26 protein-coding genes and 2 pseudogenes are annotated in these 25,474 nt (G+C 62.9%); 15 read left to right on the top strand and 13 right to left on the bottom strand.

Annotation, left to right across the window (positions count from 1 at the left end; all coding sequences use genetic code 11):
- The first annotated feature begins 74 nt into the window (after window positions 1-74).
- The 5 genes from G8E10_RS15520 to G8E10_RS15500 all read left to right on the top strand — a co-directional run bounded on the left by G8E10_RS15520 (window position 75) and on the right by G8E10_RS15500 (window position 4,351).
- Window positions 75-794: a helix-turn-helix transcriptional regulator gene (locus G8E10_RS15520; protein ID WP_167129961.1), complete on the top strand. Its 720-nt coding sequence runs from the start codon at window positions 75-77 to the stop codon at window positions 792-794.
- A gap of 343 nt (window positions 795-1,137) precedes the next feature.
- Window positions 1,138-1,746 (top strand): YkoF family thiamine/hydroxymethylpyrimidine-binding protein, encoded by a 609-nt coding sequence (locus G8E10_RS15515; RefSeq protein WP_110802660.1) that lies wholly within the window; start codon window positions 1,138-1,140, stop codon window positions 1,744-1,746.
- A 39-nt stretch (window positions 1,747-1,785) separates the two neighbouring features.
- Window positions 1,786-2,556 (top strand): ABC transporter permease, encoded by a 771-nt coding sequence (locus tag G8E10_RS15510; RefSeq protein ID WP_167129960.1) that lies wholly within the window; start codon window positions 1,786-1,788, stop codon window positions 2,554-2,556.
- Window positions 2,553-3,320 (top strand): ABC transporter ATP-binding protein, encoded by a 768-nt coding sequence (locus G8E10_RS15505; protein WP_167129959.1) that lies wholly within the window; start codon window positions 2,553-2,555, stop codon window positions 3,318-3,320. The genes G8E10_RS15510 and G8E10_RS15505 overlap by 4 nt, the downstream gene beginning before the upstream one ends.
- Entirely contained in the window at window positions 3,317-4,351 is a 1,035-nt protein-coding gene (locus G8E10_RS15500; protein ID WP_281517605.1) for an ABC transporter substrate-binding protein, read from the top strand. The genes G8E10_RS15505 and G8E10_RS15500 overlap by 4 nt, the downstream gene beginning before the upstream one ends.
- A 16-nt stretch (window positions 4,352-4,367) precedes the next feature.
- Here the strand turns inward: G8E10_RS15500 and G8E10_RS15495 are convergent, their stop codons facing one another.
- On the bottom strand, window positions 4,368-5,204 hold the full coding sequence (locus G8E10_RS15495; RefSeq protein ID WP_281517604.1) for an N-acyl homoserine lactonase family protein: 837 nt from the start codon (window positions 5,202-5,204) through the stop codon (window positions 4,368-4,370).
- A 53-nt stretch (window positions 5,205-5,257) separates the two neighbouring features.
- On the opposite strand from G8E10_RS15495, the pseudogene G8E10_RS26330 reads away from it, so the two are divergent.
- Window positions 5,258-5,461: pseudogene (locus tag G8E10_RS26330) on the top strand (TetR/AcrR family transcriptional regulator); the annotation flags it as partial.
- An 18-nt stretch (window positions 5,462-5,479) separates the two neighbouring features.
- Entirely contained in the window at window positions 5,480-5,920 is a 441-nt protein-coding gene (locus G8E10_RS15490) for a TetR-like C-terminal domain-containing protein (RefSeq protein WP_245507239.1), read from the top strand.
- Between the two features lie 56 nt (window positions 5,921-5,976).
- Here the strand turns inward: G8E10_RS15490 and G8E10_RS15485 are convergent, their stop codons facing one another.
- Both G8E10_RS15485 and G8E10_RS15480 read right to left on the bottom strand, forming a co-directional pair.
- Entirely contained in the window at window positions 5,977-6,201 is a 225-nt protein-coding gene (locus G8E10_RS15485) for a hypothetical protein (protein WP_092938018.1), read from the bottom strand.
- 121 nt (window positions 6,202-6,322) lie between these two features.
- Entirely contained in the window at window positions 6,323-6,532 is a 210-nt protein-coding gene (locus G8E10_RS15480; RefSeq protein WP_067652995.1) for a cold-shock protein, read from the bottom strand.
- A gap of 487 nt (window positions 6,533-7,019) precedes the next feature.
- Between G8E10_RS15480 and G8E10_RS15475 the strand changes: the two genes are divergently transcribed.
- Both G8E10_RS15475 and G8E10_RS15470 read left to right on the top strand, forming a co-directional pair.
- The gene (locus tag G8E10_RS15475; protein ID WP_167129958.1) at window positions 7,020-8,075 is read left to right on the top strand and encodes a sensor histidine kinase; all 1,056 of its coding nucleotides are present in this window, start codon (window positions 7,020-7,022) and stop codon (window positions 8,073-8,075) included.
- A gap of 2 nt (window positions 8,076-8,077) precedes the next feature.
- Window positions 8,078-8,467 (top strand): response regulator, encoded by a 390-nt coding sequence (locus G8E10_RS15470; RefSeq protein WP_110808105.1) that lies wholly within the window; start codon window positions 8,078-8,080, stop codon window positions 8,465-8,467.
- Window positions 8,468-8,479: 12 nt separating this feature from the next.
- On the opposite strand, the gene G8E10_RS15465 is transcribed toward G8E10_RS15470, so the two are convergent.
- The 6 genes and pseudogenes from G8E10_RS15465 to G8E10_RS15440 form a co-directional block, all read right to left on the bottom strand.
- Entirely contained in the window at window positions 8,480-8,704 is a 225-nt protein-coding gene (locus G8E10_RS15465; protein WP_110808104.1) for a hypothetical protein, read from the bottom strand.
- Between the two features lie 250 nt (window positions 8,705-8,954).
- The gene (locus G8E10_RS15460; RefSeq protein WP_281517603.1) at window positions 8,955-10,466 is read right to left on the bottom strand and encodes an HAL/PAL/TAL family ammonia-lyase; all 1,512 of its coding nucleotides are present in this window, start codon (window positions 10,464-10,466) and stop codon (window positions 8,955-8,957) included.
- A 2-nt stretch (window positions 10,467-10,468) separates the two neighbouring features.
- Window positions 10,469-11,257: an ABC transporter ATP-binding protein gene (locus G8E10_RS15455; RefSeq protein ID WP_110802654.1), complete on the bottom strand. Its 789-nt coding sequence runs from the start codon at window positions 11,255-11,257 to the stop codon at window positions 10,469-10,471.
- Between the two features lie 32 nt (window positions 11,258-11,289).
- Window positions 11,290-12,000 (bottom strand): ABC transporter permease, encoded by a 711-nt coding sequence (locus G8E10_RS15450; RefSeq protein ID WP_110737373.1) that lies wholly within the window; start codon window positions 11,998-12,000, stop codon window positions 11,290-11,292.
- A gap of 11 nt (window positions 12,001-12,011) precedes the next feature.
- Window positions 12,012-12,734: an ABC transporter permease gene (locus tag G8E10_RS15445; protein ID WP_132665335.1), complete on the bottom strand. Its 723-nt coding sequence runs from the start codon at window positions 12,732-12,734 to the stop codon at window positions 12,012-12,014.
- 124 nt (window positions 12,735-12,858) lie between these two features.
- Window positions 12,859-13,709 (bottom strand): annotated as a pseudogene (locus G8E10_RS15440) (transporter substrate-binding domain-containing protein).
- Between the two features lie 175 nt (window positions 13,710-13,884).
- On the opposite strand from G8E10_RS15440, the gene hutC reads away from it, so the two are divergent.
- Window positions 13,885-14,664 (top strand): histidine utilization transcriptional repressor HutC, encoded by a 780-nt coding sequence (gene hutC, locus G8E10_RS15435; RefSeq protein WP_132665294.1) that lies wholly within the window; start codon window positions 13,885-13,887, stop codon window positions 14,662-14,664.
- A gap of 98 nt (window positions 14,665-14,762) precedes the next feature.
- Window positions 14,763-15,548 carry an exonuclease domain-containing protein gene (locus G8E10_RS15430; RefSeq protein ID WP_343289812.1) on the top strand — a complete coding sequence of 262 codons (786 nt, stop codon included), beginning with the start codon at window positions 14,763-14,765 and terminating at the stop codon, window positions 15,546-15,548.
- Between the two features lie 28 nt (window positions 15,549-15,576).
- On the opposite strand, the gene G8E10_RS15425 is transcribed toward G8E10_RS15430, so the two are convergent.
- Window positions 15,577-16,560: a GlxA family transcriptional regulator gene (locus G8E10_RS15425; RefSeq protein WP_132665295.1), complete on the bottom strand. Its 984-nt coding sequence runs from the start codon at window positions 16,558-16,560 to the stop codon at window positions 15,577-15,579.
- 96 nt (window positions 16,561-16,656) lie between these two features.
- On the opposite strand from G8E10_RS15425, the gene G8E10_RS15420 reads away from it, so the two are divergent.
- From G8E10_RS15420 to G8E10_RS15405, 4 genes are read left to right on the top strand one after another with little or no spacing between them, the layout of a single operon-like run.
- Window positions 16,657-17,907 carry a sarcosine oxidase subunit beta family protein gene (locus G8E10_RS15420; RefSeq protein WP_132714059.1) on the top strand — a complete coding sequence of 417 codons (1,251 nt, stop codon included), beginning with the start codon at window positions 16,657-16,659 and terminating at the stop codon, window positions 17,905-17,907.
- A gap of 22 nt (window positions 17,908-17,929) precedes the next feature.
- On the top strand, window positions 17,930-18,208 hold the full coding sequence (locus tag G8E10_RS15415; RefSeq protein ID WP_167129957.1) for a sarcosine oxidase subunit delta: 279 nt from the start codon (window positions 17,930-17,932) through the stop codon (window positions 18,206-18,208).
- Window positions 18,205-21,168 (top strand): sarcosine oxidase subunit alpha family protein, encoded by a 2,964-nt coding sequence (locus G8E10_RS15410; protein ID WP_167129956.1) that lies wholly within the window; start codon window positions 18,205-18,207, stop codon window positions 21,166-21,168. The genes G8E10_RS15415 and G8E10_RS15410 overlap by 4 nt, the downstream gene beginning before the upstream one ends.
- Window positions 21,161-21,712, top strand: coding sequence for a sarcosine oxidase subunit gamma family protein (locus G8E10_RS15405; protein WP_167129955.1), 552 nt, complete (start codon window positions 21,161-21,163; stop codon window positions 21,710-21,712). The genes G8E10_RS15410 and G8E10_RS15405 overlap by 8 nt, the downstream gene beginning before the upstream one ends.
- 6 nt (window positions 21,713-21,718) lie before the next feature.
- Here G8E10_RS15405 and purU read toward each other — a convergent pair whose 3' ends face one another.
- From purU to G8E10_RS15390, 3 genes are all read right to left on the bottom strand, one after another.
- A complete protein-coding gene (gene purU / locus G8E10_RS15400; RefSeq protein WP_167129954.1) occupies window positions 21,719-22,603 on the bottom strand; it encodes a formyltetrahydrofolate deformylase in 885 nt (294 codons plus the stop codon).
- 72 nt (window positions 22,604-22,675) lie between these two features.
- Window positions 22,676-23,983 carry a type III glutamate--ammonia ligase gene (glnT, locus tag G8E10_RS15395; protein ID WP_167129953.1) on the bottom strand — a complete coding sequence of 436 codons (1,308 nt, stop codon included), beginning with the start codon at window positions 23,981-23,983 and terminating at the stop codon, window positions 22,676-22,678.
- 148 nt (window positions 23,984-24,131) lie between these two features.
- Window positions 24,132-25,460 carry an FMN-binding glutamate synthase family protein gene (locus tag G8E10_RS15390; RefSeq protein WP_110730733.1) on the bottom strand — a complete coding sequence of 443 codons (1,329 nt, stop codon included), beginning with the start codon at window positions 25,458-25,460 and terminating at the stop codon, window positions 24,132-24,134.
- Between the last annotated feature and the right edge of the window lie 14 nt (window positions 25,461-25,474).

The raw sequence follows: 25,474 nt of genomic DNA, 5'->3' as shown, positions 1-25,474 counted from the left end.
CTTGTTGAGCTACCATGACCCGCCTAGAGTAAATTGGTGCCATAATCTGGCACCGAATGTGCCAGGATCCATAAATGAACATTCGCTTCCGACATGACGCTATCGTGCGCATCCTCCGGCGCAGCGGAACCGCGACGGTTAACGACCTGGCAGGGGAGGTTGGTGCTTCCCGGCGAACGGTGCTGCGCGACATCGTAGCACTGCGTGACCAGGGCTTCGTCATCCATTCCGAATCCGGCCGGGGCGGCGGGCTTCAGCTCGACCCAGAGTCGGTGCAGACCACTGCCCGGCTCTCCGTGACGGAGCTGTTTGCGCTCCTCATCAGCGTTGCGGCCATGCGTGCGGCCCGGTCCCTTCCCTTCTCCGATCTCGCAGATGCGGGGCTTGCCAAGATCGAGAGGGCACTGCCGGCAGACAAGGTGCGAGACCTGCGCCGGCTTCTCGACTGCCTGTATGTCGGACAGTTGTCACCCAGGCAGGATGTTTCGGACCTGGGTCTGATCGATTCCGCGCTGCTGCCCGCCTTCGAGACGGCATTTCTCCAGCGGCTACATTTGCGGTTCCGCTACCGCGACGCCAAAGGCGTAGAAACCAACCGCGAGGTCGAACCGCAGGCCCTGCTGATCCTGCCGCCACTTTGGTATCTCGTGGCCTGGGATGCCGCCCGCGAGGATTTCCGCCACTTCCGCATGGACAGGATCAGCACGCCTGAGATCGTGGAGGGCGCGCAGTTTCGTCGAAGACACGTCCCCTTCGAGGACGATGTTTGCCCTTTCAACAAGATGCCACGCTGACGATGAGCGGTCGGGGCATGCATTGAACGAAGGCTCGAAATTCCGATTCCTTCGCGACGAGATAACCCCTACGAACGCCATAACCGCTATGATACGCAATCCGCCTGGATCGGCCGCGCGGCGCATCGAATGGGTGGATCCCAAGGATATCTGCACAAGCATCGTCACCGGCGAGAGAACACCGGTATATCGCCCACGGCTTCAATATCGCTTGCATCTGCTTCCAATCTCAGCCTATCAATCGGGAAGACAGGGGTGCTCCGTATAGCCGGGGCTGAGATGTGATCGTCAAGATCATGGACCCTTAAGCTGATCTGGATAATGCCAGCGGAGCGAGGTAGTGATGTTTTCCGGCGCGCAGATTTCATTGTATCCCATGACCGACGATTTCGTCGGCGTCATTCTGGGCGCGCTCGGCGCGCTCGATCCCTATCGGGACCGGTTGCGTGTCGAAACGGACGACATCTCGACACTTCTCGTCGGCACGCCGGACATTGTGTTCGCGGCAATGCGCGATCTGTTCGTGGCCGCTGCGGCGAGCGGTAAGCACTGCGTGCTCCATGCGACCATCTCGCGCGGATGCCCGGGGGAACCGGACGATCCGATCTGCCAGGTGCCGGAACTGAGCGGGCCGATAGCGCCACTGGCTGAGCGGAAACGTCAGGCAATGACCGCCGTATCGAATGCGCCCTCGTCCGGCCAGCCCGTGGCGGCGCAATTCTCGCTCTACACGCTCGGTATCGACCAGCATATGGACGAGATCTACGGCTGCATCGACTTTCTGAAATCGTCCGGCGTCTTCGACAGGTCGAAGAACTTCTGCACGAAGCTCAGCGGCGATGCGGGCTCGGTCTTTGCCACCGTTTGCGAGGCGCTGACCCGCTTCGGCCCGCCCGCAGGCCATGTCACCATCGACCTCACCGTGTCCGCGAATAGTCCGACGTCGCTCTGACGCCTGTCATTTGTTTCAACGGATCGGTTCGAAAGCTCCATGCTGACCCAATTTTATCGTGGCCTTCCCGCCCTGTTCGCCCTCGCGCTGCTGTTGGTCAGTTGGGAGGCCTATGCGCAACTGTCCGGCATCTCGCCGACGACCCTGCCGGCACCCTCACGCGTGCTCGAACAGGCCTGGCAAAACCGGCAGCCGCTCTGGGACAACACATTGCCGACAATCCGGGCCACAGTCTTCGGATCTGCCTGCTCGCTGACTGTCGCCTTTCTCCTGTCGGTTCTGGTCGATTTCTATCGCCCGGTGCGGCGCGCTCTGTTTCCGATCTTCATCATCAGCCAGACCCTGCCGCTGGTGGCGATCGCGCCGCTCATCGTTCTCTGGTTCGGTTTCGGGCTGGCGCCGAAAATCATGCTGGTCGCCCTCGTGACGTTCTTCCCGATCCTGGTCGCCCTGACCCAGGGTTACGAATCCACCGAAGCGGAGATCGAACAGCTCCTGGCCTCGATGGGCGCACCGAGATGGAAACGGTTCCTGCTCGCCCGGTTACCGTCCGCCCTCCCCTATTTCTTTGCCGGCCTGCGCATCTCCATGACCTATGCTGTGGTCGGCGCGATCTTTGCCGAATATGCGGGTGCCGCCAAAGGTCTCGGCATCTACATTCTCAATGCCAAAAACAATTTCAGGCCGGACCTGGTGCTGGCGGCTGTCCTTGTCAGCGCGGTCCTCACCCTTGCACTGTTCGGCCTGACAGTTTTCGTTCAGCGTCTGGTCATGCCGTGGACACGGCCATCCCTCGGGGCCGGCACATGATCCCGCCGCGCCTGCAGCTCACCGGCATCGCCGCCGGCTATAAGGACCTTCAAGTCCTTAAGGACATCTCGCTGACTGTGAGGCCCGGTGAATTCGTATCGATCCTCGGGCCTTCCGGCGCCGGGAAATCCACGCTGTTTCGGCTCTTCACCGGTACGCTGAAACCCACGCATGGCGAGATTCTATACGACGGCCTGCCGCTCGAAGCGGCATCCTCTCCCTTCGCCTTCATGCCGCAACGCGACGCGCTGATGCCGTGGCGGCGGATCATCGACAATGCGACGCTCGGTCTTGAGGTTCAGGGCATGAGCCGTCGCGAAGCCCGCACGCGCGTCGAGCCGCTCCTGTCCGAATTCGGTCTTTCCGGCTTCGAGCAGCAGTATCCCGCAGCGCTTTCGGGCGGCATGCGCCAGCGCGCAGCCCTGTTGCGTACCGTGGTCCAGAACCGCTCCATGCTTCTGCTCGACGAACCCTTCGGCGCGCTCGATGCGCTGACGCGGGCGGGGATGCACCGCTTTGTGGAGGCGATGTGGATGCGCCGCCGCTGGACGGCGATGCTCGTCACCCACGATGTCCGGGAAGCCGTCCATCTCTCGGACCGAATCTATGTTCTTTCGCCCCGCCCGGCCACACTCATTCAGGTCATCGACATTCCGCTCACCCGTCCTCGACTTCGCAACGGCGCTGCCGGGGCCGAAGCGGCGGCGATCGAAAACGCCATTCTCGAAACCCTGCTCGCCCCTCAGGAAGGACAATTGCCATGATATTCCCGACCACGATACGCCCGACCATGACCCGCCGTACGGCACTTGCTTCCCTTGCCGGCCTCGGCTTAAGCGCACTTTCTGCCCGTGCGCAGACCCTGAAGACGGTGACGGTGGCGCTCGACTGGACGCCGAACACCAACCATATCGGCCTCTTCGTCGCCCGCGAAAAAGGTTTCTACCGCGACGCCGGGATTAATGTGGAGATCCTGCCTTATTCCGATACGTCGGCAGCGACGCTTGTCGCCAACCATGTTGCGGATTTCGGCATCGTCGGTTCGATCGGCTTGTTCACGCAACATACCGCCGGCGCCGATCTCGTGGCGACCTATGCCGTGGTGCAGACCGAGACCGGCCGGCTCGTCTTCAAGGGCGACCGCGCCGATATCCAACGCCCAAGGGATCTCGACGGGCTCATCTACGGGGGGTTCGGTAGCGACTGGGAAAATGCGTTGATCGGCGCGATGATCCGCCATGACGGCGGCAAGGGCACGTTCGAGACGATTACGCTCGGCACCTCGGCCTACCAGGCGCTGGAAAACGGCGCCGTCGATTTCACACTCGAAGTCTACACCTGGGAGGGCGTCAAGGCGGAGCTTGAAGGCATCAGGCAAGGCGCGTTCCGTTATGCCGACTATGGCGCTCCCGACCAGCATACGACACTCATCGGATCGAGCGGTACCTTCCTGCGCAACCGGCCTCTCGACGCGAAGGCCTTTACCCAAGCCACGCTCAAAGGCTACGAATTCGCGGTCGCCTATCCCGATGAGGCCGTCGACCTGATGATCGCCGCCAACAGCGACGCTCTCACCGACCGCCGCCTGGTGCGCGCCTCACTCCAGGCTCTGATCGATGGGCAGTATTTCCGCACCAGCACCGGCGTCGTCGGCCGGATTGACCCGGTCAAGATGGAGTCGATCGGCAACTATTTGTTTGAAGCGGATATCCTCAAGGATATCAACGGCAAGCCGGTTGCGGAGAAGCCGGAGTTTTCAGGCTATTTCACCACCGAGCCTCTACAGGCCGAATGACCTTCAAAGTCTGTCATCAAGCTATCCGGGTAAACCTCAGCTCAGACAATCGGTCAGCGCTGTTCGGGTCATGTGCAAACTGGGTGATGGTTGGTCTGCGACAGCAAAGCTCGCGCATTCGCTTTGTCGTGTCATGATGCACGCTGGCGCTGAAGGCCACGCCATCGACATTGCCCTGCAACATGTCCATTTCGCTGTATGACGCATCCCCGGCGATCAGGACACAGTGACCTTCCAACTCGACCACGAGCGACATGTGTCCTTCCGTGTGACCCGGCGTCGGGACGATATGAACCCTGCCATCCTCGGTCAGTGTTTTGCTGCGATTGAAGCTCTCCCAAGGACCGTCGGTGAATGCAATCTCCGTAGGTCTTAGCCACTTGGGATAGTGCATGTTGAGGTAGCCTGTCAGTGGCCCCGTGCGTGCCAACGCTGCATCGGCCTCCAGCTTGCTAAGCAGAATAGTGCTGTTCGGGAAGTGACCGATCCCGCCAGCATGATCGCCATGCATATGGGTCATCACGACCCAGCGAACGTCTTTCGGATCGAAGCCCATTGCCCGTAGGCTTGGACCGACTTCTTCTTCAGGTTCAACCCGGCGACGCTCGCAGAACTGCATGAAAGGGTGCCACCAGGGCTGATAGCCGGGATCGTTCGCGTTAGAGCTTTCGCCGGTATCGACAACGATGAGGCCTTCGGGATGTTCGATAAGCCAGCAACCGATTGGAAGGCGCGGAGACCAGTGAGCGTCAACGATGACATCCAGCGCACGCGCCGGCCTTGCTCGGAAGCGAGCAAGCTGGTGACGCCTCTTGATCTGGACATCGCCGGTTTGGATGCAATGGATTTTCATGATACCGTCCTTAATGCGATATATGTTGCATTAAGAAATAGGAGCAATCGAAGATGCGGTCAAGCCGGCCCGAAGTGACGGAATTCGATCGGGTGAAGGAGAGACCAGGCGGGCGCAACGCACGCGTGCGCCAGGCCGTAGTCGGGGCTGTCCTCCGAATACTTCAGGAGCAGGGTTATGGCAGCCTTTCCCATCGCAGCGTTGCTGCCTTGGCGGGAGTGGACAGCGCGACCGTCTACAGACGTTGGCCTACACGTCCCCGTCTTGTCGCCGATATGCTGATCGATCTCAGCGACACGTTTGTACCTGTTCCAAATACCGGGTCGATCGAGAGGGATTTCCTAACATATCTCGAAAGTATCACGGCTATGCTGGACGACCCCGGAATGACGAAACTGACGCAGGCTCTTTTCGTGGCTTCCATCGAAGGCGACGAGGCGGTCAGTGACGTTCTCGGTGAGTTCTGGCGCGGACGCTTTTCGCGTTCGTACGTGATGCTGGAAAGAGCCGTTCAACGTGGAGAGTTGCCGCCGCTCCTCGACCAAGACGCCGTCGTTGAGGCACTGGTTGCTCCGGCATGGTTCCGAGCGTTCGTCAGCAGATTGCCGAACAATGAGGCGTTCCGCCGGCGATGCGTTGGAAATGCACTCGTCATGGCTCGAAACGAACTCTGCGTTTCCGAATTTCGGCGCGTTCCGGGAGAGGTTGATTGTTGATCATCAAATCCCTCCGTGTCTCGGCTCGGGACATAAGCTTCCCTTGCCGAAGGATGTCACCTGATTTTTCGGCGCTGCGTTAGAAGCGCCTGTGCCGCGGTAGCAACGATCGTCGCCTCCTTGGCGAGGCGTGCCTCACGGAGCCGCAGCGTTTTTGCTTCGCGTGTCTGCACGATAGAATCGAGCTCTTCGACGGCTTTTGAATGACCGAAGAACGGTGCCTGCGTCAGGCCGAACGCGATCTCCGCCTGCTGCCTCGATTTGGAGTATGTTTCCGACATGGATGATCCTGTTGTTTGTAGGTCCGCCAAAGAAAAAGGCCAGGCTTTAAGCCCGGCCTTTCGGATAAATCGGTTTCGTCGGTGCCAGTACATCCGTGGTCAAGGACGGAACCGTTTATGATCAAGCGGCCTGGAGATTGCAGGCCGACATCTTGCCCGATTTGTTGTCGCGCTCGAGTTCGTAGCCGATCTTCTGGCCTTCAACGATTTCGCGCATTCCCGCGCGCTCAACAGCCGAGATGTGGACGAAAGCATCTTCGCCGCCGTTGTCAGGCTGAATGAAGCCGAAGCCTTTGGTGGAGTTGAACCATTTAACTGTGCCTGTGGTCATGATGAACCCTTTCAAAGCAATGTTGATCGACCGCGTCGCTAAGGCGGCGCGGATAGTGACAGCGATGTTTTTGAAAGGAAGGTTCGTTCGAAGCGCGGTGCCAATCGCGCGATAACCAAAGCTCAGCAAGCAAAATATCGATAAACCATTCATAGAGGCTTCCGAGATGGAAGTCAACTTCCGGTTTTCTCGATCGAACAGCTGATACCGGCTGTGGTCCTTTTGGTCGCCGACGTTGGACTGATGTCATGGTGGTGCTGATCTTTTCCGTCGTCGACGAGATCCTAAGGGGCTCTCCGGTTCATCTTCGTGATATCCTCAGCCCCCGATCAGCCATACTTCAGGCTCCCTCAACGTTGCGTTGCGATCCATTCAGGGGATAGGTAAGTTGAATATGACGTAATCGCACCAGAACTTACCGTATCTGCAGTTGACGTACCGCCACGGAGCGGCGAAGCAGGACACCTCTCCCGGACCCGTTGGCGGAATGACCACACTCAGACTTCACCTCTTCACTTTGAGCGACCGGGTTCGCTTTTCCCCTGTGGTGGCTTGGGGTATCGCGTTTGCGGCCTTTGCCTGCGCCGTCTACGCCAGGTTCCTCTTCGACCATGTTCTGCCACCGGGCTTCCCCTATCTCACGTTCTTCCCGGCCGTTATCCTAACCGCTTTTCTTGCAGGTCTCCTGCCCGGAGCGGTTTGCGCCCTCGCCTGCGGCATTGCCGCATGGTACTGGTTCATTCCACCTTTCGGTTCGTTCTCGCTCGATACGTCGGTGCTCGTGGCGCTGGCGTTTTACGTATGTGTCGTCGGTGTCGACATTCTTCTGATCCAAGTCATGCACAGAGCGGTAGACGGCCTGCGCGAAGAGCGGGCGAGAAGCGGCGATCTCGTGCGTGAGCAGCGGCGATTGCTGGGGGAGCAGAAGGATCGTGAACGCCAGCAACGCATCCTGCAGCGCGAGCTTTCCCATCGTATGAAAAACACCTTGGCCATGGTTCAGGCCGTCGTCTCGCAGAGCCTGCGCAATAACCCGGACCCTAAACTTGCCGCGGGGCTTGCATCAGCGCGCATTCAGGCCCTCGCCCGCGCACAGGATGCGTTGACGGCGACCGATTGGTCGGCAGCCGACGTGGAGACGCTCGTCAGGACCGCCGTTTCTCCGCACGATGACGGAACAGGACGCTTCCGGATCGACGGCCCCTCGCTCTCTCTTGAAGCACAACGTTCCCTCGGGCTCGCGCTGGCGATCCATGAGTTAGCAACGAATGCGACCAAGTACGGCGCGCTGCTGACCGAAGCGGGCATCGTTACGATTCTCTGGGATTCGCCAGACGGTAACGGCTTTCGGTTTAGTTGGATCGAGTCGGGCGGACCGGGAGTTGCGGAACCTTTAAGGCGTGGGTTCGGTTCAAGACTGACCGAACGCGTGGTGCCTGCCTATTTCAAGGGAAGCGCCAGGACACAATATACGCGAGGCGGACTTAAATACGAACTGGAAGGAACGCTGCGACCGGATGAAACCGATCTCGCACCGGATTGATCATGGGACAGAGTTACGACCGCCGGCGCATAGCCGTTCTTGTCGTCGAAGACGAGCCGCTTCTGCTTATGGACGCGATGGACATGGTCGAAGATGCGGGCTTCACAGTTTATGGCGCAGGTAATGCCGATGAGGCGATCCGTCTAATGGAGAAACACCACGACATCTGCGTTCTCTTTACGGATGTCGACATGCCTGGGTCCATGGACGGCCTAAAGCTGGCGCATGCCGTGCGCGACCGGTGGCCTCCGGTCTCGATCATCATCGCGTCAGGACATGTCAACGTGGCCCATGAGACGCTGCCGGAAAACGGCCTTTTCTTTTCCAAACCATACCCGCCTGTCTCCGTCGTAAAAGCGCTCGACGGAATCGCGGAGAGGATCATGCAGTGACAATCGAACTTGCTATTGCGGCAAATCCTTGAGGATGAGCAGCCGGTTCCCGGGCGCGAGGGCGACAATCTTCTCCTGTTCGAGGGCCAGCAGGACTGCCAGAACCTCTTCCTGGGAGTAACCGGCGGCGTTCAAGGGTGCCCCCATATCTATCAGGTTGATCGTCATATCGGGCTTGGCCTTCAATGTGCGCAGTCGCTCCAGCGTCGCGGCTTCGAGGTCTTCAAATCTGCTCATTGCGCCACTATACCGGTTCTGTACCGTATTTTGCCGTGAAATATTCGACGTTGATTGATAATCCAGCTCAACGGGTTCGACGCTGAGCGCGCTGGAGATAAACCGCTGTCCTCATGTGTCGGGCGACGCGTTACGGATAGAACGCGGCATCGAGACTCCGTGGGGCGTATTCGACCTTCGCCTCCTTGATAATCCGGTTCTACCAGCGAGACGCTCAACGCGAGCAACCCGCCTGCCGGTATATTCGCGGTCACATCTCGGTGACGTCGACGTCTGTCATCAGACGCCGGGTGATTTCCAGATCCTGGCCGAGCGGCCGATCGTCGGCGTAGAGGGGGATTATGCGGCGCAGGTGGCGGTGGAGGCGATCTGTGGCGGGAGCGCGGGTGTGTGGCGTGGCTGCTATGAGGTCGTGGGCTTGGACAACTGCGGCGTATTCGATTGCAAGGATCTGTTCGGCATTGTCGAGAATGGCGAGGAGCTTGTTTGCGGCAGCGGTCGGGTGCGCCAGAAAGTCCTCCTGATTGCCGGAGGTGAGACCGCCGTCGAGGCTCGCGGGTGTGGCAAGGCGGCGGTTTTCGGCGGCAAGGGCTGCAGCCGTATATTGCGCGATCATGAAGCCGGATCCGGCGCCGTGGTCGGTGGCGAGGAACGGTGGCAGGCTGCTGACTAGCGGGTTGACGAGGCGGTCGATCCGGCGCTCGGATATGGCGGACAACTGCGCCATCGCAACCGCGAGGCTATCAAGCGCTTGTGACAGTGCAGGCGCCACAGCGTGGGCCTGCGAGAATACAAGGGGCGCGTCCGGCGTGCCGGCAACGGCCGGGTTGTCGGTAACCGAGGCGAGTTCCCGATCGACGACGGCGGCGGTGACGTCGAACACATCACGGGCCGCACCATGGACATGGGGCACCGCGCGCAGGCTAAGCGCATCCTGTGTGCGCCCTCCCCTGGCAGCCTCGATCAACCCGCTTCCGGCCAGGAGCCGACGAAGGGTCGCACCCACGGCGAGGAGACCCGGTGACGGGCGGAGTGCCAGCACCATTTCATCAAAGGCGGTCATCTGCGCGCCCAGTGCTTCCAGCGTCAGGGCGGCGATGGCATCGGCCCAGTCGAGAAGAGCTGCCGCGCGGGACAGCGCCAGGGCGCCGAGCCCTGTCGAGCAGGCCGTGCCGTTGACGAGGCTGAGCCCTTCCTTGGCCTCCAGCACCAAGGGTGCGAGGCCGAGTGCGGCCAGCGCCTTGACCCCGCTCATGGACACCCCGTCCACCTGCGCTCTGCCCTCGCCGATGAGAACGAGGGCGATATGGGCATTGTGCGTCAGGTAGCCCGCCGAGCCGCGGGAGGGAACGTCGGGAATGCAGTTCTTTTCGAGAAAGGTGCAGAGCGTTGCCACGACGTCCCTGCGGATGCCGGAATGCCCATGCGCCATGTTGCCGACCTGCGCGGCCATGATGGCGCGCACGGATTTTGCATCGAGCAGCGGCCCGACGCCACAGGCATGGCTGAGGACGATATTGCGCGACAGGCGGCTCTGCGACGGGCGATCGACCACCGTATCGGCCAGCGCGCCGACGCCCGTGGTAATGCCATAGGCGCGTACGCCGCTCTCCACCAGCGCGCCGACGATGCGATGCGCCGTCTCGATCCGTGCGATGGCGTTTTTTGACAGGACCAGCGGCGCGCCCTCCACGACGCGTGCGACCGCGCGCCAGTCGAGCCGCGTTTCCAGCACCACATCGTCCATGCGCACCGCGTCCATGGTCAGCCCCCGAAATTTCCGATGAACTGGCGGAAGGCGGGCGAAGCGCCGTCGGCGAAGACGGTGTCGGGCGCGCCGTCGCAATCGATCTCGCCGGATTTCATGAAGATTACCCGGTTCGACACGGTGCGGGCAAAGCTCATCTCGTGCGTGACGACCAGCATGGTCATGCCTTCCTCGGCGAGCGCGCGCATGACGCGCAGCACCTCGCCGACCAGTTCCGGGTCGAGCGCGGAGGTCGGCTCGTCGAACAGCATTACCTTGGGCTTCATGGCCAGCGACCGGGCAATCGCCGCGCGCTGCTGCTGCCCGCCGGACAAGTGCGCCGGATAGGCGTGGCGCTTTCCGGCAATGCCGACCTTTTCAAGAAGCGCTTCGGCCTCGGCGATGCATTCGGCGCGGGGCCGTTTCAGCACGTGCACCGGCCCCTCGATGATGTTCTCCAGAATGGTCATATGGGACCAGAGATTGAACGACTGGAACACCATGCCGAGTTCGGAGCGCATGCGATCGACTTGGCCCCGATCCGCCGGCACCATGCGTCCGCCACGCTGCGTCATGGCGATCGTTTCGCCGTCGACTACGATCTCGCCAGCATCGGCGATCTCCAGCATGTTGATGCAGCGCAGGAAAGTGGACTTGCCCGACCCGCTGGCGCCAAGCAGCGAGATCACGTCGCCGTCATGCGCGTCGAGCGAGATGCCGCGCAGCACTTGGTGAGTGCCAAAGCTCTTGGTAATATTGCGGACGGAAAGGCGGGGGGCGCTGGATAGATGGGGAGCACTGGCCATGAGCGTTCCGATCGGGCTGGAAGGGGCTGTTGTCATTGCTGGGCAGCCGGAAAGAGAGGTGCTGCGCGGCGGTGCGGGCTGAGGCGGTATTCGAGAAATGCCATGAGCTGCAGAATGAGGAAGTTCAGGATGAGGTAGATGGCGGCCGCGCAGAGAAAGACCTCCATGGTGCGGTAGGTCTGCGCGATCAGACGCTGGGCGACGCCCGTCACCTCCCAAACCGTGACGAGGCTGGCAAGCGCCGTCGATTTCACCATCATCATGACCTCGGTCGAATAGGCGGGCAAGGCATTGCGAAAGGCGATGGGTGCTAGGATGCGGCGCGTCAGCAGGAAGCCGGACATACCGACCGCGCGTGCCGCCTCGATTTCCCGTGCGGGGATCGAGCGCAAGCCGAACCGGAAGATCTCGGCGGTATAGCCCGCCGTGCAGAGCGACAGGGACAGGACCGCGCAGACGAAGGGCTCGCGCAGGGCCGGCCAGAGGACGCTGTAGCGGATGAAGCCGAACTGCCCGAGGCCGTAGAACACCAGAAACATCTGGATAAGCAGCGGCGAGCCGCGAAAAATGAAGATGTAGCCCTTGGCAAAGCCGCGCGCGACCGGATTGCCGCCAACGCGCATCCACACGACAAGCAGTGCCAGAAGGCCGCCGAAGATGACCGAGAGCGAGAACAGCGCCAGCGTCATCGGCAGGGCGGCCACCAGCGTCAGCATCGTCGAGGCCATGAAGTCGAGGTCCATGCGTATCTCCCTCAGGCCTGGCCGATGCCGGCGGGCATGCTGCGGTTGGCGCGGCGTTCCGCACCGTTGAACACCCGGTCGGAGAGGCTGGTGAGAACGAGGTAGAGGCAGCCGCCGACGATGAAGAACAGAAAATGCTGACGCGTCGAGCCGGCCGCGATCTGGCTGGTGCGCATGAGGTCGGCAAGTCCGGTGACGGAGACGAGCGCCGAATCCTTCAGGCTCAGCTGCCAGACATTGCCGATACCCGGAATGGCGAAGCGTAGTACCTGCGGTGCGATGATGCGGCGGAAGCGCAAAGTCCGGTGCATGCCGATCGCCTGCGCCGCCTCCAGCTCGCCCCTGGGGATGGCGAGGAACGCACCGCGATAGACCTCGGCCTGATAGGCGCCCGAAATGATACCAACGGCGAGCGCCCCGGCCACGAAGGAGGGCAGGCCGAGAAAACCTTGGTAGCCCAAGGCCGAGCCTGCGGCTGTGACGAGGCTGGAGCCGCCGAAGTAAACGAGATAGATGATGAGCAGCTCCGGCACGCCGCGAAACACGGTGGTGTAGGCGCTGCCGAAGGCCCGCGCAATGCGGCTGCCGGAGAGTTTTGCCCAGGCGATCAACGTGCCGAAGACCATGCCGATGAACAGCGCTGCCGCCGTCACGCAGAGCGTCATCAGCGTGGCGACCAGGAGAAGCCCGCCCCAGCCCGTGGGGCCGAAGCCGATGGTTTGCAGGATTATCATGCCCGGAATGCCCTCTTTCACGCTGCCGGATGCGCCTGTCATGGCGCATCAGGGTGTCGCTGCGTCATCCATCTTGCGCCGCAGCGCCAGCCCTCAAGGCCGACCTGCGGCGTGAGATGTTGCGTCAGGGCGTGACGTCGGTCTTGAACCACTTCATCGACAGCGTCTTGATGGTGCCGTCATCGAGCGCTGCCTGAATGGCCTTGTTGAACATGTCGCGCAGGTCCGTATCCGCCTGCCGCAGGCCGAGACCTTCTCCGCTACGAAGATGGTGCCGCCGATTTCCGGGCCGGTGAAGCCGAGCGTGCCATTGGCTTTCTCGAAGGCCGATATCAGGTAAACCGCGTCGTCGAAGACGAGGTCGATGCGGCCGCTTTCGAGGTCGAGATCGCGCTCGGCGCCGGTCTTGTACTCGCGCACCGTGGCGATGCTGCCGAAGTTGTCATAGATGAACTTGGAATAGACGGTAGCGGCCTGGATGCCGATGGTCTTGCCGGCAAAGGCTTCCTTCAGCGCGTCGATCTCCTTGGCGTTGGCGCCCGGATCAAGCTTGATGACAGTGCCGGTGCCGGCGGCGTTCGCCAGCGGACTGTCTTTCGCGGTCGCGAAGGCCGCATGGGTGTGGGCATAGGGAATAGTGAAATCGATGATCTTCTTGCGCTCTTCCGTGATCGACAGCGCATCCATGATGACGTCGTACTTGCCGGCCGTCAGCGCCGGGATCATGCCGTCCCAGTCGGACGCGACCAGCGTGCAATCGACCTTCATATGGTCGCAAAGATACTTGGCGAGCTCAGGCTCGAACCCACCGAGCGTGCCGTCGGGATTGGTCAGGTTCCACGGCGCATAGGCGCCTTCGAGCGTGATGGTGACGGTTTTCCAGTCCTTGGCAGCGGCGACCGGTGCGGTCAGCGCGACGGTGTACAGAGCCGCGAGCGCAACGGCGCCCACACTGAGAATTCTGGCGATGTTCATGGTCCGGTTCCTCTCGGAGTTTCATGCATTCCCTGAGCCGATCTGCGCCGGCTTACCGTGTCCCGGAACAGACCGGAAAACCACGTTGTATATGGTACCATATGCCTTTTGATGTGCTATGCAAGACGGAACGCTTCGTTCGAAGCAAATTTTTCTTTGCCCAGGGATTAAGCAGATGAAACGCAAGGACGGCAAGCCCCCGGCTTTGAGTTGGGACGGAACGGAAGGCGATGGCGCACCGCTCTATGCCGGGGTCAAGCAGATGATCCTCGGGCGCATCCAAAGCGGCGAGTGGCCGCCGCGCCACCGTGTGCCATCGGAAAACGAACTGGTCGCCGAGCTCGGCGTCAGCAAGATGACCGCCAACCGCGCGCTGCGCGAGCTGGCAAGCGAGGGCGAACTCGTGCGTATTCAAGGCGTTGGCTCTTTCGTTGCCGAGCGCAAGGGATACTCCGAGCTCTTCGAAGTGCGCAACATTGCCGACGAGATCAAGTCGCGCGGGCATCTGCACGCGGCCGAGGTGATCGTTCTCACCCGCGAGCATGCCTCCCCGGATGTCGCCGACGGGCTTGACCTTCTGATCGGCTCGGCCGTCTTCCACTCGCTTATCGTCCACAGCGAGAACGGCGTTCCCGTGCAGATAGAAGACCGTTTCGTCAATCCGGACATGGCGCCGGACTATCTGGAGCAGGATTTCACGCTGGAAACACCGAACTCCTACCTCACGGAGACGGCTCCGCTCAGCGGCTCCGAGCATGTGGTGGAAGCGGCGATGCCACAGCCCTGGGAGTGCAAGCTCCTCGTCATCCTGCCGTCGGAGCCCTGCCTGACCATCCGCCGCCGCACATGGTCCTTCCAGAATACCGTCTCGCTCGCCCGCCTCGTCTACCCCGCCAGCCGCTATCGGCTGGAATCACGCAGCGGGAAGATCGGGATAGACAGTAAAGACGTATAGGGAAGTGACGAGTGATAGAATGCGGAACCATCGTGCTCATAGGCGGATTACGCGGATAGCGAACAGCCAATAGCAAAAAACATCACGGCACCGATGTCGTGGAAGGGGGCGGCATTTCCGATACGGCACGAGGAAGGGTTCGCGTCATCGATCTGGAGACCGGCGGGAATGGGCCGGACGATGTTTGCGAGATCGGGTGGCAGGATGTGGTGCTCGGGGACGATGGAGCCTGGCACGTCACGGATGACCGCGGTGCACGGCTGGTCAATCCCGGGCGTCCTATGTCGCCGGATACGATCGCCGTTCATCATATCCTCGATGCCCATGTGGCGGACCTCCCCTTCTGGAAGGCGGTCGCACCCAGCGTTCTCAAGCCGGAGGGCCGCATCGATGCCTTGGCGGCGCATCGCGCGTCGTTCGAGCAGCGCTATTGCACGCCGAGGGTTACAGGCGGCCTCCCCTGGATCTGCACGTGGAAATGCGCGTTGCGGATCTGGCCGGACCTTCCGCGCTTTTCCAATCAGATGCTGCGCTATCATCGAATGCCAGAGGGGCTGGTGCACGAGATCGGCCTGCCGGCGCACCGGGCCATGCCGGATGCCTATGTCACGGCGCATCATCTGCGCGATATGCTGAACACGGTTCCGATCGAGCAATTGCTTGCCTGGAGTGCCCTTCCCGGCCTGCTCCCGCGCGTCCCGGCGGGCCCGGAACGGGGACGGAGTTGGGATCGGTTGAGCGACGAGGTGCTGGGAGAGTTTGCCCGTAGCCGCGATGTCGACATTCGCTTTACGGCAAAAACCGAACTCGAGCGGCGCAGGCAAGACCGGCAGGAATCAGCACCCGAACCAGCCACGGAGCCGGCACAAAAGACCCTGCTTTAAGCAGCTCGGCCACATCCCTTCCTGATCCTCATCCCGATCGCGCAGCCGCCACCTTCCGACGGAAAGTGCTTGGGGATTGACCGAGCACGGTCTTGCAGGCGTGGGAGAAGTGGCTGGCGCTGGAGAAGCCGGTGGCAAAGGCGATGGCGGAGATGGAAAGTGGGCTCTGCTCCAGCAGGCGCCGGGCGTGATGCAGGCGGATCAGGCGATAGGTTTCAAGGAAGCCGCGACGGAGTTCCTGTGCGAACAGGCGATCGAGGTGGCGTGGGCTGACGCCGCCGAGTCGCGCGAGCGTTGCCCGGTCGAGCGGCTGCTCAATGGTGGCCTCCATCTTTTCGAGCACGGTCAGGAGTGCTGCATGATGCGTGCCGAACCGCTCGGCGGTAGAGCCGCGTTGCGCCGCCGTCGGCTCGGCTACGGCCGTGTGGAGATACCAGTCGCTGACGCGGCGGGCGAAGTCTGCGCCCATCCGCTCCGAGATCATCCGGTGCATCATATCAAGCGGCGCGACACCGCCGCCGCAGGTGATGCGGTCGCCCGTGATAACGTAGCGCGCCTGCCGGGGCTGGAGATGCGGAAAAGCCTCGCGGAAGAGGGCCGCATGTTCCCAATGAAGCGTGAAATCCCGGTTTTCCAGAAGCCCGGCTGCGGCGAGAATATAAGCGCCGCTGGAGATGCCGCCGATCCGGATGCCTTGTCGGGCGAACCGGCGCAGCGCCGCGTTTAGCCCGCCGGGGTCGCCCCAGTCTTCGACATCCCCCCCGGCGCAGACGAAGATCGTGTGGCAGCCGGCGCCGCACTCGGCAAGATTCGCACAATCCACCAGCACGCCTGAGGAACTGCGCGCCGGCCTGCCACCCGGCGACAAAGTCACCGGCTCGTAGAGCGGCAGACCCGCCAGCATGTTGGCCGCCCGCAGGGGCTCGGTCGCGGACGCATAGGACATCAGCGCGAAATTCGGCATCAGCACGAAGCCCATGCGCTGCAGCGCGCGCGTGTCGGAAAACAGCATGGCCCGAATCTACATCGATCTGTCCTATTGATGCAATCGACGGATCGCGGATTCGTCTATCCTGATGCCACGATTTCCCGGCACGACGGCACACACATGCGCTACTCCGCCCTCTCCCTTCTGATGAACGGTCTCCGCGGCAACAAGGCCTGGACGCCGGCCTGGCGGCAGCCGGAGCCAAAGGCGCAGTACGACGTGATCATCGTCGGCGGGGGCGGCCACGGGCTGGCGACGGCGTATTACCTCGCAAAGACCTTCGGCATCACCAATGTCGCGGTGCTCGAAAAAGGTTACGTCGGCTCCGGCAATGTCGGCCGCAATACGACGATCATCCGCTCCAACTACCTCTTGGCCGGCAACAATCCGTTCTACGAGCTGTCCATGAAGCTCTGGGAGGGGTTGGAGCAGGACTTCAACTTCAACGCCATGGTGTCGCAGCGCGGCGTTCTCAATCTCTTTCACTCGGATGCCCAGCGCGATGCCTATACGCGGCGCGGCAATGCGATGCTCTTGCATGGCGTCGATGCGCAGCTGCTCGACCGCGCGGCAGTGCGGCAGATGCTGCCTTTCCTCGATTACGACAATGCGCGGTTTCCCATCCAGGGCGGCCTGTTGCAGAAACGCGGCGGTACGGTGCGACACGATGCGGTGGCCTGGGGCTATGCCCGTGGCGCCGACCAGCGCGGCGTTGATATCATCCAGAATTGCGAGGTTACCGGCATCCGCCGGGAGAACGGCCGCGTCACGGGCGTCGAGACCAGCCGAGGTTTCATCGGCTGCGGCAAGCTCGGGCTGGCGGCGGCCGGCAACTCCTCGCGCGTCGCGGAGATGGCAGGCATCAAGCTGCCGATCGAGAGCCATGTGCTACAGGCCTTCGTGTCCGAAGGACTGAAACCCTTCATCGACGGGGTTGTGACCTTCGGAGCCGGGCATTTCTACGTGTCGCAATCCGACAAGGGCGGCCTCGTCTTCGGCGGCGACATCGACGGCTACAATTCCTATGCGCAGCGCGGCAACCTTGCGACCGTCGAGCATGTCGCGGAAGCTGGCAAGGCGATGATCCCCGCGCTCTCGCGCGTCCGGGTGCTACGCTCCTGGGGCGGCATCATGGATATGTCGATGGATGGATCCCCGATCATCGACCGCACATATCTCGACAATCTCTACCTCAATGCAGGCTGGTGCTATGGCGGCTTCAAGGCGACCCCTGCCTCCGGCTTCTGCTTCGCGCATCTGCTCGCAAAAGGCGTCTCGCACGAGACCACGCGCCAGATGCGGCTCGACCGGTTCGAGCGCGGATATCTGATCGACGAAAAAGGCCAGGGCGCGCAGCCCAACCTTCACTGACACTCTCAAGGAAGCACCTGATATGGCCAGTCTCGTCCCCTGCCCGCATTGCGGCGCGCGACCGAAAGAAGAGTTCACCATCCGCGGTGCAGCGCTCGCGCGACCGCTCGCCAATGCAGATCCAGCGGCGTGGATGGATTTCGTCTACCTGCGCGACAACCCGCGCGGCCGCTACGAGGAGCACTGGCATCATACGGCCGGCTGCCGGCGTTGGCTGGTGGTGACGCGCGATACCACCAGCCACGAGATCGCAGCGAGCCGCGATGCCGCGCTCGATACGACCGGAGCCCCACACCCATGACCCCTTATCGCCTTCCGGCTGGCGGCCTCATCGACCGCCGCTCTCCGCTCGCCATCACATTCGACGGCAAGCCGCTGACGGGCTTTGCGGGCGACAGCCTCGCCTCCGCCCTGCTTGCCAACGGCCGGCTGCTCGTCGGCCGCAGCTTCAAGTATCACCGTCCGCGCGGCATCCTCACGGCCGGTGCCGCCGAGCCGAATGCGCTGATGACCATCGGAGAAGGTGGCCGCACCGAGGCCAATAGTCGCGCGACGATGCAGGAACTCTATGCCGGTCTCGAGGCGCGCAGCCAGAGCCGCTGGCCGTCGCTTGCCTTCGACATCGGCGCGCTGAACGGCCTCCTCTCGCCCTTTCTCGGCGCGGGCTTCTACTACAAAACCTTCATGTGGCCGGCGCCCCTTTGGGAAAAGCTCTATGAGCCCTTCATTCGCAAGGCCGCCGGCCTCGGCACGGCAAGCGACGTGGCGGACCCGGACGTTTACGAAAAATGCTGGGCGCATTGCGATCTGCTGGTCATTGGCGCCGGCCCCGCGGGACTTGCCGCTGCGCTGACGGCCGGGCGGGCAGGTGCCCGGGTCATTCTGGTCGACGAGCACGCGGCGGCCGGCGGCACGCTTTTGTCGGAGACAGCGCGGATCGGCGGACGGTCGGCGCCGGATGCCGTGGCGCAGACGATGGCCGAGCTGGACGCGCTTGCGAACGTCACCATTCTGCTGCGCACCACCGCCTTCGGCTGGTACGACGGCAATGTCTTCGGGGCCGTCGAGCGCGTGCAGAAGCATGTCCGCTTGCCCGCCGCCGCCCGGCCTGTGGAGCGGCTCTGGCGCATCGTCGCGAAGAAAGCGCTGCTCGCAACCGGTGCGGAGGAGCGGCCGCTCGTCTTTGGCGGCAACGACATTCCCGGTGTCATGATGGCGGGCGCCATGCGCACCTACCTCAACCGCTATGGCGTTGCGCCCGGCCGGCAGGTCGCGATCTTCACCACCAATGACAGCGGTTATGCGCTGGCAGCCGATCTGGAAGCGCACGGCCTCACACCGGTCGCTATCATCGACAGCCGGGAGGACGCCGCACCGCCTTATACCGGTAAGGCGCGCATCGTGACGGGCGCCGTGGTTTCCGATGCGCAGGGCGGCAAGGCGCTCTCCTCCATCACGGTGCTGCGGAACGGCCAGGCGGAAACCGTGAAGGTGGATGCGCTGGCCATGGCCGGCGGCTTCAGCCCGATCATCCACCTCGCCTGCCATCGCGGCGGCAAGCCGCAATGGTCGGATATGCAATCCGCTTTTCTCGCGCCCGGCGATCTCGTTGGCCTTGATCTTGCCGGTGCCGTCGCGACGACGGCCGGCATCGCCGCCTGCCTCGACGAGGGCGCGCGGAAGGCTGCGGCGCTTCTGGATGAGATGTCCATCAACGCGACCCCGGCAAGCTTCGGTGCCGTCGAGGGGGACATCGTCTCTGCCCCCGCCCGGCCGCTCTGGACCGTACCTGGCGTCAAGGGCAAGGCCTTCGTCGATTTCCAGAACGACGTCCACCGTGGAGATCTCGACCTTGCCGTGCAGGAAGGTTACGGCCATGTGGAACTCGCCAAGCGCTACACGACCAACGGCATGGCGACAGACCAGGGCAAGCTCTCCAACGTCAACGCCATCGGCCTGCTGGCAGAGGCGCGGGGACTGTCCCCGGCCGATGTCGGCACCACGACCTTCCGGCCGTTCTACACGCCGGTGTCCTTCGGGGCGCTTGCCGGTGCCCATCACGGTCGCGATTTTCAGCCCGTGCGCCGCTCGCCGCTGCACGACTGGGCGCGCCGGCTCGGCGCAACCTTCGTGGAGACCGGGCTCTGGTATCGCTCGTCCTTCTTCCCGCGCGCCGGCGAAACCACGTGGCGCGAGAGTGTCGATCGCGAAGTGCTGAACGTGCGCGCCCATGCCGGGCTCTGCGACGTCTCGATGCTCGGCAAGATCGAGATCTGCGGCCGCGATGCCGCGGAATTTCTCAACCGCGTCTATTCGAATGCCTTCCTGAAACTGCCAGTCGGCAAGGCGCGCTACGGCCTGATGCTGCGCGAGGACGGGATGATCTACGACGACGGCACGACGAGCCGCCTGTCGGAGAACCACTATGTCATGACCACCACAACGGCTTACGCGGCTGGCGTGATGAACCATCTCGAATTCTGCGCGCAGGTCCTGTGGCCGGGTCTCGATGTGCGCCTCGCCTCCTCCACCGACCAGTGGGCGCAGATGGCGATCGCGGGACCGAAAGCGCGTCTCATCCTGCAGGCGATCGTGGACGAGGATCTGTCCAACGACGCCTTCCCTTTCCTTGCCGCCCGCGAGGTCTCGCTGTTCGGCGGCGCGCTGCACGGACGCCTCTTCCGCATCTCGTTCTCCGGCGAACTGGCCTATGAACTCGCCGTGCCCGCCGGCTACGGCGAGAGCGTCGCGGAGGTGCTGATGGAAGCGGGCGCGCCGCACGGCATCCAGCCTTATGGCGTGGAGGCGCTCGGCGTGCTGCGCATCGAGAAGGGACACGTCACCCACAATGAGATCAACGGAACAGTGACGGCTGCCGATCTCGGGTTCGGCAAGATGGTCTCGGCCACCAAGCCCGACTTCATCGGCAAAGCCATGGTCGGGCGTCCGGGCCTCGTGGATCCCGAGCGCGCGCAACTCGTGGGCGTCCTGCCGCTCGACCCGAAGACATCGTTCCGTACCGGATCGCATATTCTGGCCCGCGACGCCGCGGCGACGCTCGAAAACGATCAGGGCTACGTCACATCAAGCGCCTATTCACCCCATGTCGGCTCCACTATCGGGCTTGCACTCGTCACGCGCGGCGCGGAGCGTCACGGCGAGGCGGTGATGATCTGGAACGGTATCCGCAACGAGTTCACGCCCGGCCGCCTCTGCGACCCGGTCTTCCTCGATCCAGGACACGAGAAGCTTCATGTCTGATTTCCGCATCACGCCCCAAATCACGCTAAAGACCGCACTTCAAGGCTGCACGCGCCTTGTCAGCCGAACGATCACGCTGGAGGCTCTGCCGGAGGGGCATGTTCTCCACGTGCTGGGCAAACCCGGCGAACCTCTTTCCATGGCCCGGCTCGAAGGCCTTTCCGACGGCACGCCGCATGCGGTGCGCGCCGCCGGTCCCGGTCAGTGGTTCATCGTCGGCGACCGGGCAAAGACGCATTCCGAGCTTGCCGACCTCTTTGCGGCCATTCAGCCGGAGGCTTTCGGCGTGGACCAGAGCGCGGGTCGTATCCGTATCCGGGCTAGCGGCCCGATGGTCGAGCGGATGCTGGCCAAGGGCACGGCGGCCGATCTCTCGCTGTCGCACTTTCCGATAGGATACGCCACGACGACGCTCATCGGCCACATCGGCGCCCACGTCACCCGCGTGGGCGCCGACGCCTTCGAGATCATGGTCCTGCGCGGCTTCGCCCAGAGCTTGTGGGACGATCTCGCGCGCATGAGCGGCGAATTTTTTGAAGACTGAGGGGCGTCAGCCCATGCGCTCTGAGGCGTAGCCGCCGGGGCTTGCCGGGAAGACGACGGTGCGGTTGCCGTTGAGGAAGACGCGGTGATGGATATGCGCGTGGATGGCGCGCGACAGCACCTGCGCCTCGACGTCCCGGCCGATGGAGACGTAGTCGGCCGCGCTCTGCGCATGGGTGATGCGGGCGACATCCTGTTCGATGATCGGACCTTCGTCGAGTTCGGCCGTCACGTAATGCGCCGTCGCGCCGATCAGCTTCACGCCCCGTCCATAGGCTTGCTTATAGGGGTTCGCCCCCTTGAAGCTCGGCAGGAAGGAGTGGTGGATATTGATGATCCGGCCCGACATCCGCGCGCACATGGCATCCGACAGCACCTGCATATAACGGGCGAGCACGACGAGATCGGCGCCGGACTGCTCGATGAGGGCAAGGATCCGCGCTTCCGCCTCCGGCTTGTTGGCCTTGGTCACCGGGATATGGTGGAACGGAATGTCGTGGTTGACCACGACTTTCTGGTAGTCGAAATGGTTGGAGACCACGGCGACGATCTCGATCGGCAGAGCACCGATCTTCCAGCGGTAGAGAATATCGTTGAGGCAGTGCCCGAAGCGCGAGACCATCAGCACGACCTTCATCGGCGCTCCCGAATCGTGGAACCGGTAGTCCATGGCGAAAGGCTGCGCGACGGCCTGAAAGCCGGCCTCGATCGCCTCAAGCGGCAGGCCGTCCTCCGAACGGAATCCAATGCGCATGAAGAAGCGGCCGGTCTCCAGATCGTCGAACTGGGCGCTGTCGACGATGTTGCAGTGCTTGTCGGCGAGGTAGGTCGAGATGGCGGCGACGATGCCGCGCCGTGTCGTGCAGGTGACGGTGAGGACGAACGGGTTCAAGACGCGTCCTTTCGTTTGAGCAATGATGACGTTCGACCCGTGTCGCTAGGCCGGTGGGGAAATGCCGGATGCCTAGACATCGAGCGTCGTCTCCCTCTCCCAGTCTGTGAAATGGCTGCAATAGCTCGTCCACTCGCCATGTTTCAGCTTGAGATAGGCGGCGGAAAAATCCCTGCCCATCGCCACCTGTAACGCGTCGTCCTTCTCATAGTCGCGCAGGGCGTCGAGCAGATTCAGCGGCAGCCGCGGCGCGTTCGTCACCGTATGGCCTTCGCGATACATGTCGATATCGTGATGCGGGCCGGGATCGGCGTTGGTGCGCATACCCGACATGCCCGCGGCAAGGATGATCGCCTGTAACAGGTAGGGGTTGACGGCGCCGTCCGGCAGGCGAAGTTCGAAACGGCCGGGGCCGGGAACGCGCACCATATGCGTGCGGTTGTTGCCGGTCCATGTCACCGTGTTCGGCGCCCAGGTGGCCCCGGACACGGTGCGTGGCGCGTTGATGCGCTTGTAGGAATTGACGGTCGGGTTGGTGATGGCCGCAAGAGCTGAAGCATGCTTCATAATGCCACCGAGGAAAGTCTTTCCGGTCGCGGAAAGCCCGAACGGCATGTCGGGGTCGGCAAAGACATTGGTTTTGCCCGCCAGATCCCAGACCGAGATATGGGCGTGGCAGCCATTGCCGGTCAGCCCCTTGAACGGCTTCGGCATGAAGGTGGCGCGCAGCCCGTGCTTCTCGGCGATGGATTTGACCATGAACTTGAAGAACGAATGCTTGTCGGCCGTGGCGAGAACATCGTCATATTCCCAGTTCATCTCGAATTGGCCGTTCGCGTCTTCATGGTCGTTCTGGTAGGGCTTCCAGCCAAGTTCCAGCATCGCATCGCAGATCTCGGCGATCACGTCGAACCGCCGCATCACGGCCTGTTGGTCGTAGCAGGGCTTTTCCGCCGTGTCGTACACGTCGGAAATGACCGATCCGTCGGCGGAGGTGAGGAAGAACTCCGGCTCGACGCCGGTCTTGACCCTGAGCCCCATCTCGGCGGCTTCCGCCACCAGCCGCTTCAACAGCACGCGCGGCGCCTGGTCGAGCGGCTTGTCGTCCATTCGGCAATCGGCCGCCACCCAGGCCACGTCCTTCTTCCACGGCAGCTGGATCACCGAGGACGGGTCCGGCAGCGCGAAGAGATCGGGATGGGCCGGCGACAGGTCGAGCCAGGTCGCAAAGCCCGCAAATCCTGCGCCATCCGCCTGCATGTCGGCGATGGCCTGCGCCGGCACGAGCTTGGCGCGCTGGGCACCGAAAAGATCGGTGTAACTGATCATGAAGTAGCGGATGCCGTGCTCCGCGGCATAGGTCGAGAGATCCAGTGTCACGTCGTTCCCCTTATGGATTATCAGACACTTAACGATGGCGAACCGCATCCTCCCAAACGCGGTCCTGCCTTTCCGTCCGGCCGGAGCATCCCTCGGCGAAGCTTGGTCGCTTCGTCTCATGGTGATGCCGCGAAAACGGGACGGTCTGTCAGAAGCCTCCCTTGCCCGGGTACCAGCTGGTGCCGGCGAGCGGGATCTGCGCCATGGCGGCAGCTTCCATCGTCAGCGCGCAGAGGTCTTCGGGCTCCAGATTGTGCAGGTGGTTCTTGCCGCAGGCGCGTGCGATCGTCTGCGCCTCCAGCGTCATGACCTTGAGGTAGTTGGCAAGCCGGCGTCCGGCCGCGACCGGGTCGAGGCGGGCAGCGAGTTCCGGGTCCTGCGTGGTGATGCCGGCCGGATCCTTGCCCTCGTGCCAGTCGTCATAGGCGCCGGCTGTCGTGCCAAGCTTCTGATATTCTTCTTCCCACTTCGGGTCGTTGTCGCCGAGCGCCACAAGCGCGGCCGTTCCGATGGCCACCGCATCCGCGCCAAGCGCCAGGGCCTTCGCCACATCCGCGCCCGACCGGATGCCGCCGGAGACGATGAGCTGAACGCTGCGGTGAAGCCCGAGATCCTGCAGCGCCTGGACGGCCGGGCGGATGCAGGCCAGGATCGGCATGCCGACATTCTCGATGAAGACGTCCTGCGTCGCAGCCGTGCCGCCCTGCATGCCGTCGAGCACGACCACATCGGCGCCGGCCTTCACGGCCAGCGCCGTGTCGTAATAGGGCCGGGATCCGCCGACCTTCACGTAGATCGGCTTTTCCCAGTCGGTGATCTCGCGCAGTTCGAGGATCTTGATTTCCAGATCGTCCGGGCCGGTCCAGTCCGGGTGACGGCAGGCCGACCGCTGGTCGATGCCCTTGGGCAGGTTGCGCATCTGGGCGACGCGGTCAGAGATCTTCTGCCCGAGCAACATGCCGCCGCCGCCAGGCTTGGCGCCCTGCCCGATGACAATCTCGATCGCATCGGCGCGGCGCAGGTCGCGCGGGTTCATGCCGTAGCGCGACGGAAGATACTGGTAGACCAGCATCTCGCTATGCCCGCGCTCCTCGTCGGTCATGCCCCCGTCGCCCGTCGTAGTCGAGGTGCCGGCGATCGTCGCGCCGCGCCCGAGCGCTTCCTTGGCATTGCCGGAAAGGGCCCCGAACGACATGCCGGCAATGGTGATCGGCGTCTTCAGGCGGATCGGCTTCTTGGCGAAACGCGTGCCGAGGACGACGGACGTGTCGCACTTCTCCCGGTAGCCTTCGAGCGGGTAGCGCGAAATCGAGGCGCCGAGAAACAGAAGGTCATCGAAATGCGGCAGCTTGCGCTTCGTGCCCGCGCCGCGAATGTCGTAGATGCCGGTGGCGGCTGCACGCCGGATCTCGGCCAGCGTCGCATCGTCGAAGGTCGCCGACTTGCGCGGCGGGGTGTAGGGGTTGTGATAGCTCATGGATGATCCCTCGG

Origin of the sequence: Ferranicluibacter rubi (assembly GCF_011603255.1) — a bacterium.
Lineage (GTDB): Bacteria > Pseudomonadota > Alphaproteobacteria > Rhizobiales > Rhizobiaceae > Ferranicluibacter > Ferranicluibacter rubi.
This window is presented reverse-complemented; position numbering and strand designations above follow the sequence as displayed.

Coding starts and splice junctions, on each gene's coding strand:
- G8E10_RS15520 (WP_167129961.1), top strand. CDS start 75: ATGAACATTCGCTTCCGACATGACGCTATCGTGCGCATCCTCCGGCGC.
- G8E10_RS15515 (WP_110802660.1), top strand. CDS start 1,138: ATGTTTTCCGGCGCGCAGATTTCATTGTATCCCATGACCGACGATTTC.
- G8E10_RS15510 (WP_167129960.1), top strand. CDS start 1,786: ATGCTGACCCAATTTTATCGTGGCCTTCCCGCCCTGTTCGCCCTCGCG.
- G8E10_RS15505 (WP_167129959.1), top strand. CDS start 2,553: ATGATCCCGCCGCGCCTGCAGCTCACCGGCATCGCCGCCGGCTATAAG.
- G8E10_RS15500 (WP_281517605.1), top strand. CDS start 3,317: ATGATATTCCCGACCACGATACGCCCGACCATGACCCGCCGTACGGCA.
- G8E10_RS15495 (WP_281517604.1), bottom strand. CDS start 5,204: ATGAAAATCCATTGCATCCAAACCGGCGATGTCCAGATCAAGAGGCGT.
- G8E10_RS15490 (WP_245507239.1), top strand. CDS start 5,480: ATGCTGATCGATCTCAGCGACACGTTTGTACCTGTTCCAAATACCGGG.
- G8E10_RS15485 (WP_092938018.1), bottom strand. CDS start 6,201: ATGTCGGAAACATACTCCAAATCGAGGCAGCAGGCGGAGATCGCGTTC.
- G8E10_RS15480 (WP_067652995.1), bottom strand. CDS start 6,532: ATGACCACAGGCACAGTTAAATGGTTCAACTCCACCAAAGGCTTCGGC.
- G8E10_RS15475 (WP_167129958.1), top strand. CDS start 7,020: ATGACCACACTCAGACTTCACCTCTTCACTTTGAGCGACCGGGTTCGC.
- G8E10_RS15470 (WP_110808105.1), top strand. CDS start 8,078: ATGGGACAGAGTTACGACCGCCGGCGCATAGCCGTTCTTGTCGTCGAA.
- G8E10_RS15465 (WP_110808104.1), bottom strand. CDS start 8,704: ATGAGCAGATTTGAAGACCTCGAAGCCGCGACGCTGGAGCGACTGCGC.
- G8E10_RS15460 (WP_281517603.1), bottom strand. CDS start 10,466: ATGGACGCGGTGCGCATGGACGATGTGGTGCTGGAAACGCGGCTCGAC.
- G8E10_RS15455 (WP_110802654.1), bottom strand. CDS start 11,257: ATGGCCAGTGCTCCCCATCTATCCAGCGCCCCCCGCCTTTCCGTCCGC.
- G8E10_RS15450 (WP_110737373.1), bottom strand. CDS start 12,000: ATGGACCTCGACTTCATGGCCTCGACGATGCTGACGCTGGTGGCCGCC.
- G8E10_RS15445 (WP_132665335.1), bottom strand. CDS start 12,734: ATGATAATCCTGCAAACCATCGGCTTCGGCCCCACGGGCTGGGGCGGG.
- hutC (WP_132665294.1), top strand. CDS start 13,885: ATGAAACGCAAGGACGGCAAGCCCCCGGCTTTGAGTTGGGACGGAACG.
- G8E10_RS15425 (WP_132665295.1), bottom strand. CDS start 16,560: ATGCTGTTTTCCGACACGCGCGCGCTGCAGCGCATGGGCTTCGTGCTG.
- G8E10_RS15420 (WP_132714059.1), top strand. CDS start 16,657: ATGCGCTACTCCGCCCTCTCCCTTCTGATGAACGGTCTCCGCGGCAAC.
- G8E10_RS15415 (WP_167129957.1), top strand. CDS start 17,930: ATGGCCAGTCTCGTCCCCTGCCCGCATTGCGGCGCGCGACCGAAAGAA.
- G8E10_RS15410 (WP_167129956.1), top strand. CDS start 18,205: ATGACCCCTTATCGCCTTCCGGCTGGCGGCCTCATCGACCGCCGCTCT.
- G8E10_RS15405 (WP_167129955.1), top strand. CDS start 21,161: ATGTCTGATTTCCGCATCACGCCCCAAATCACGCTAAAGACCGCACTT.
- G8E10_RS15390 (WP_110730733.1), bottom strand. CDS start 25,460: ATGAGCTATCACAACCCCTACACCCCGCCGCGCAAGTCGGCGACCTTC.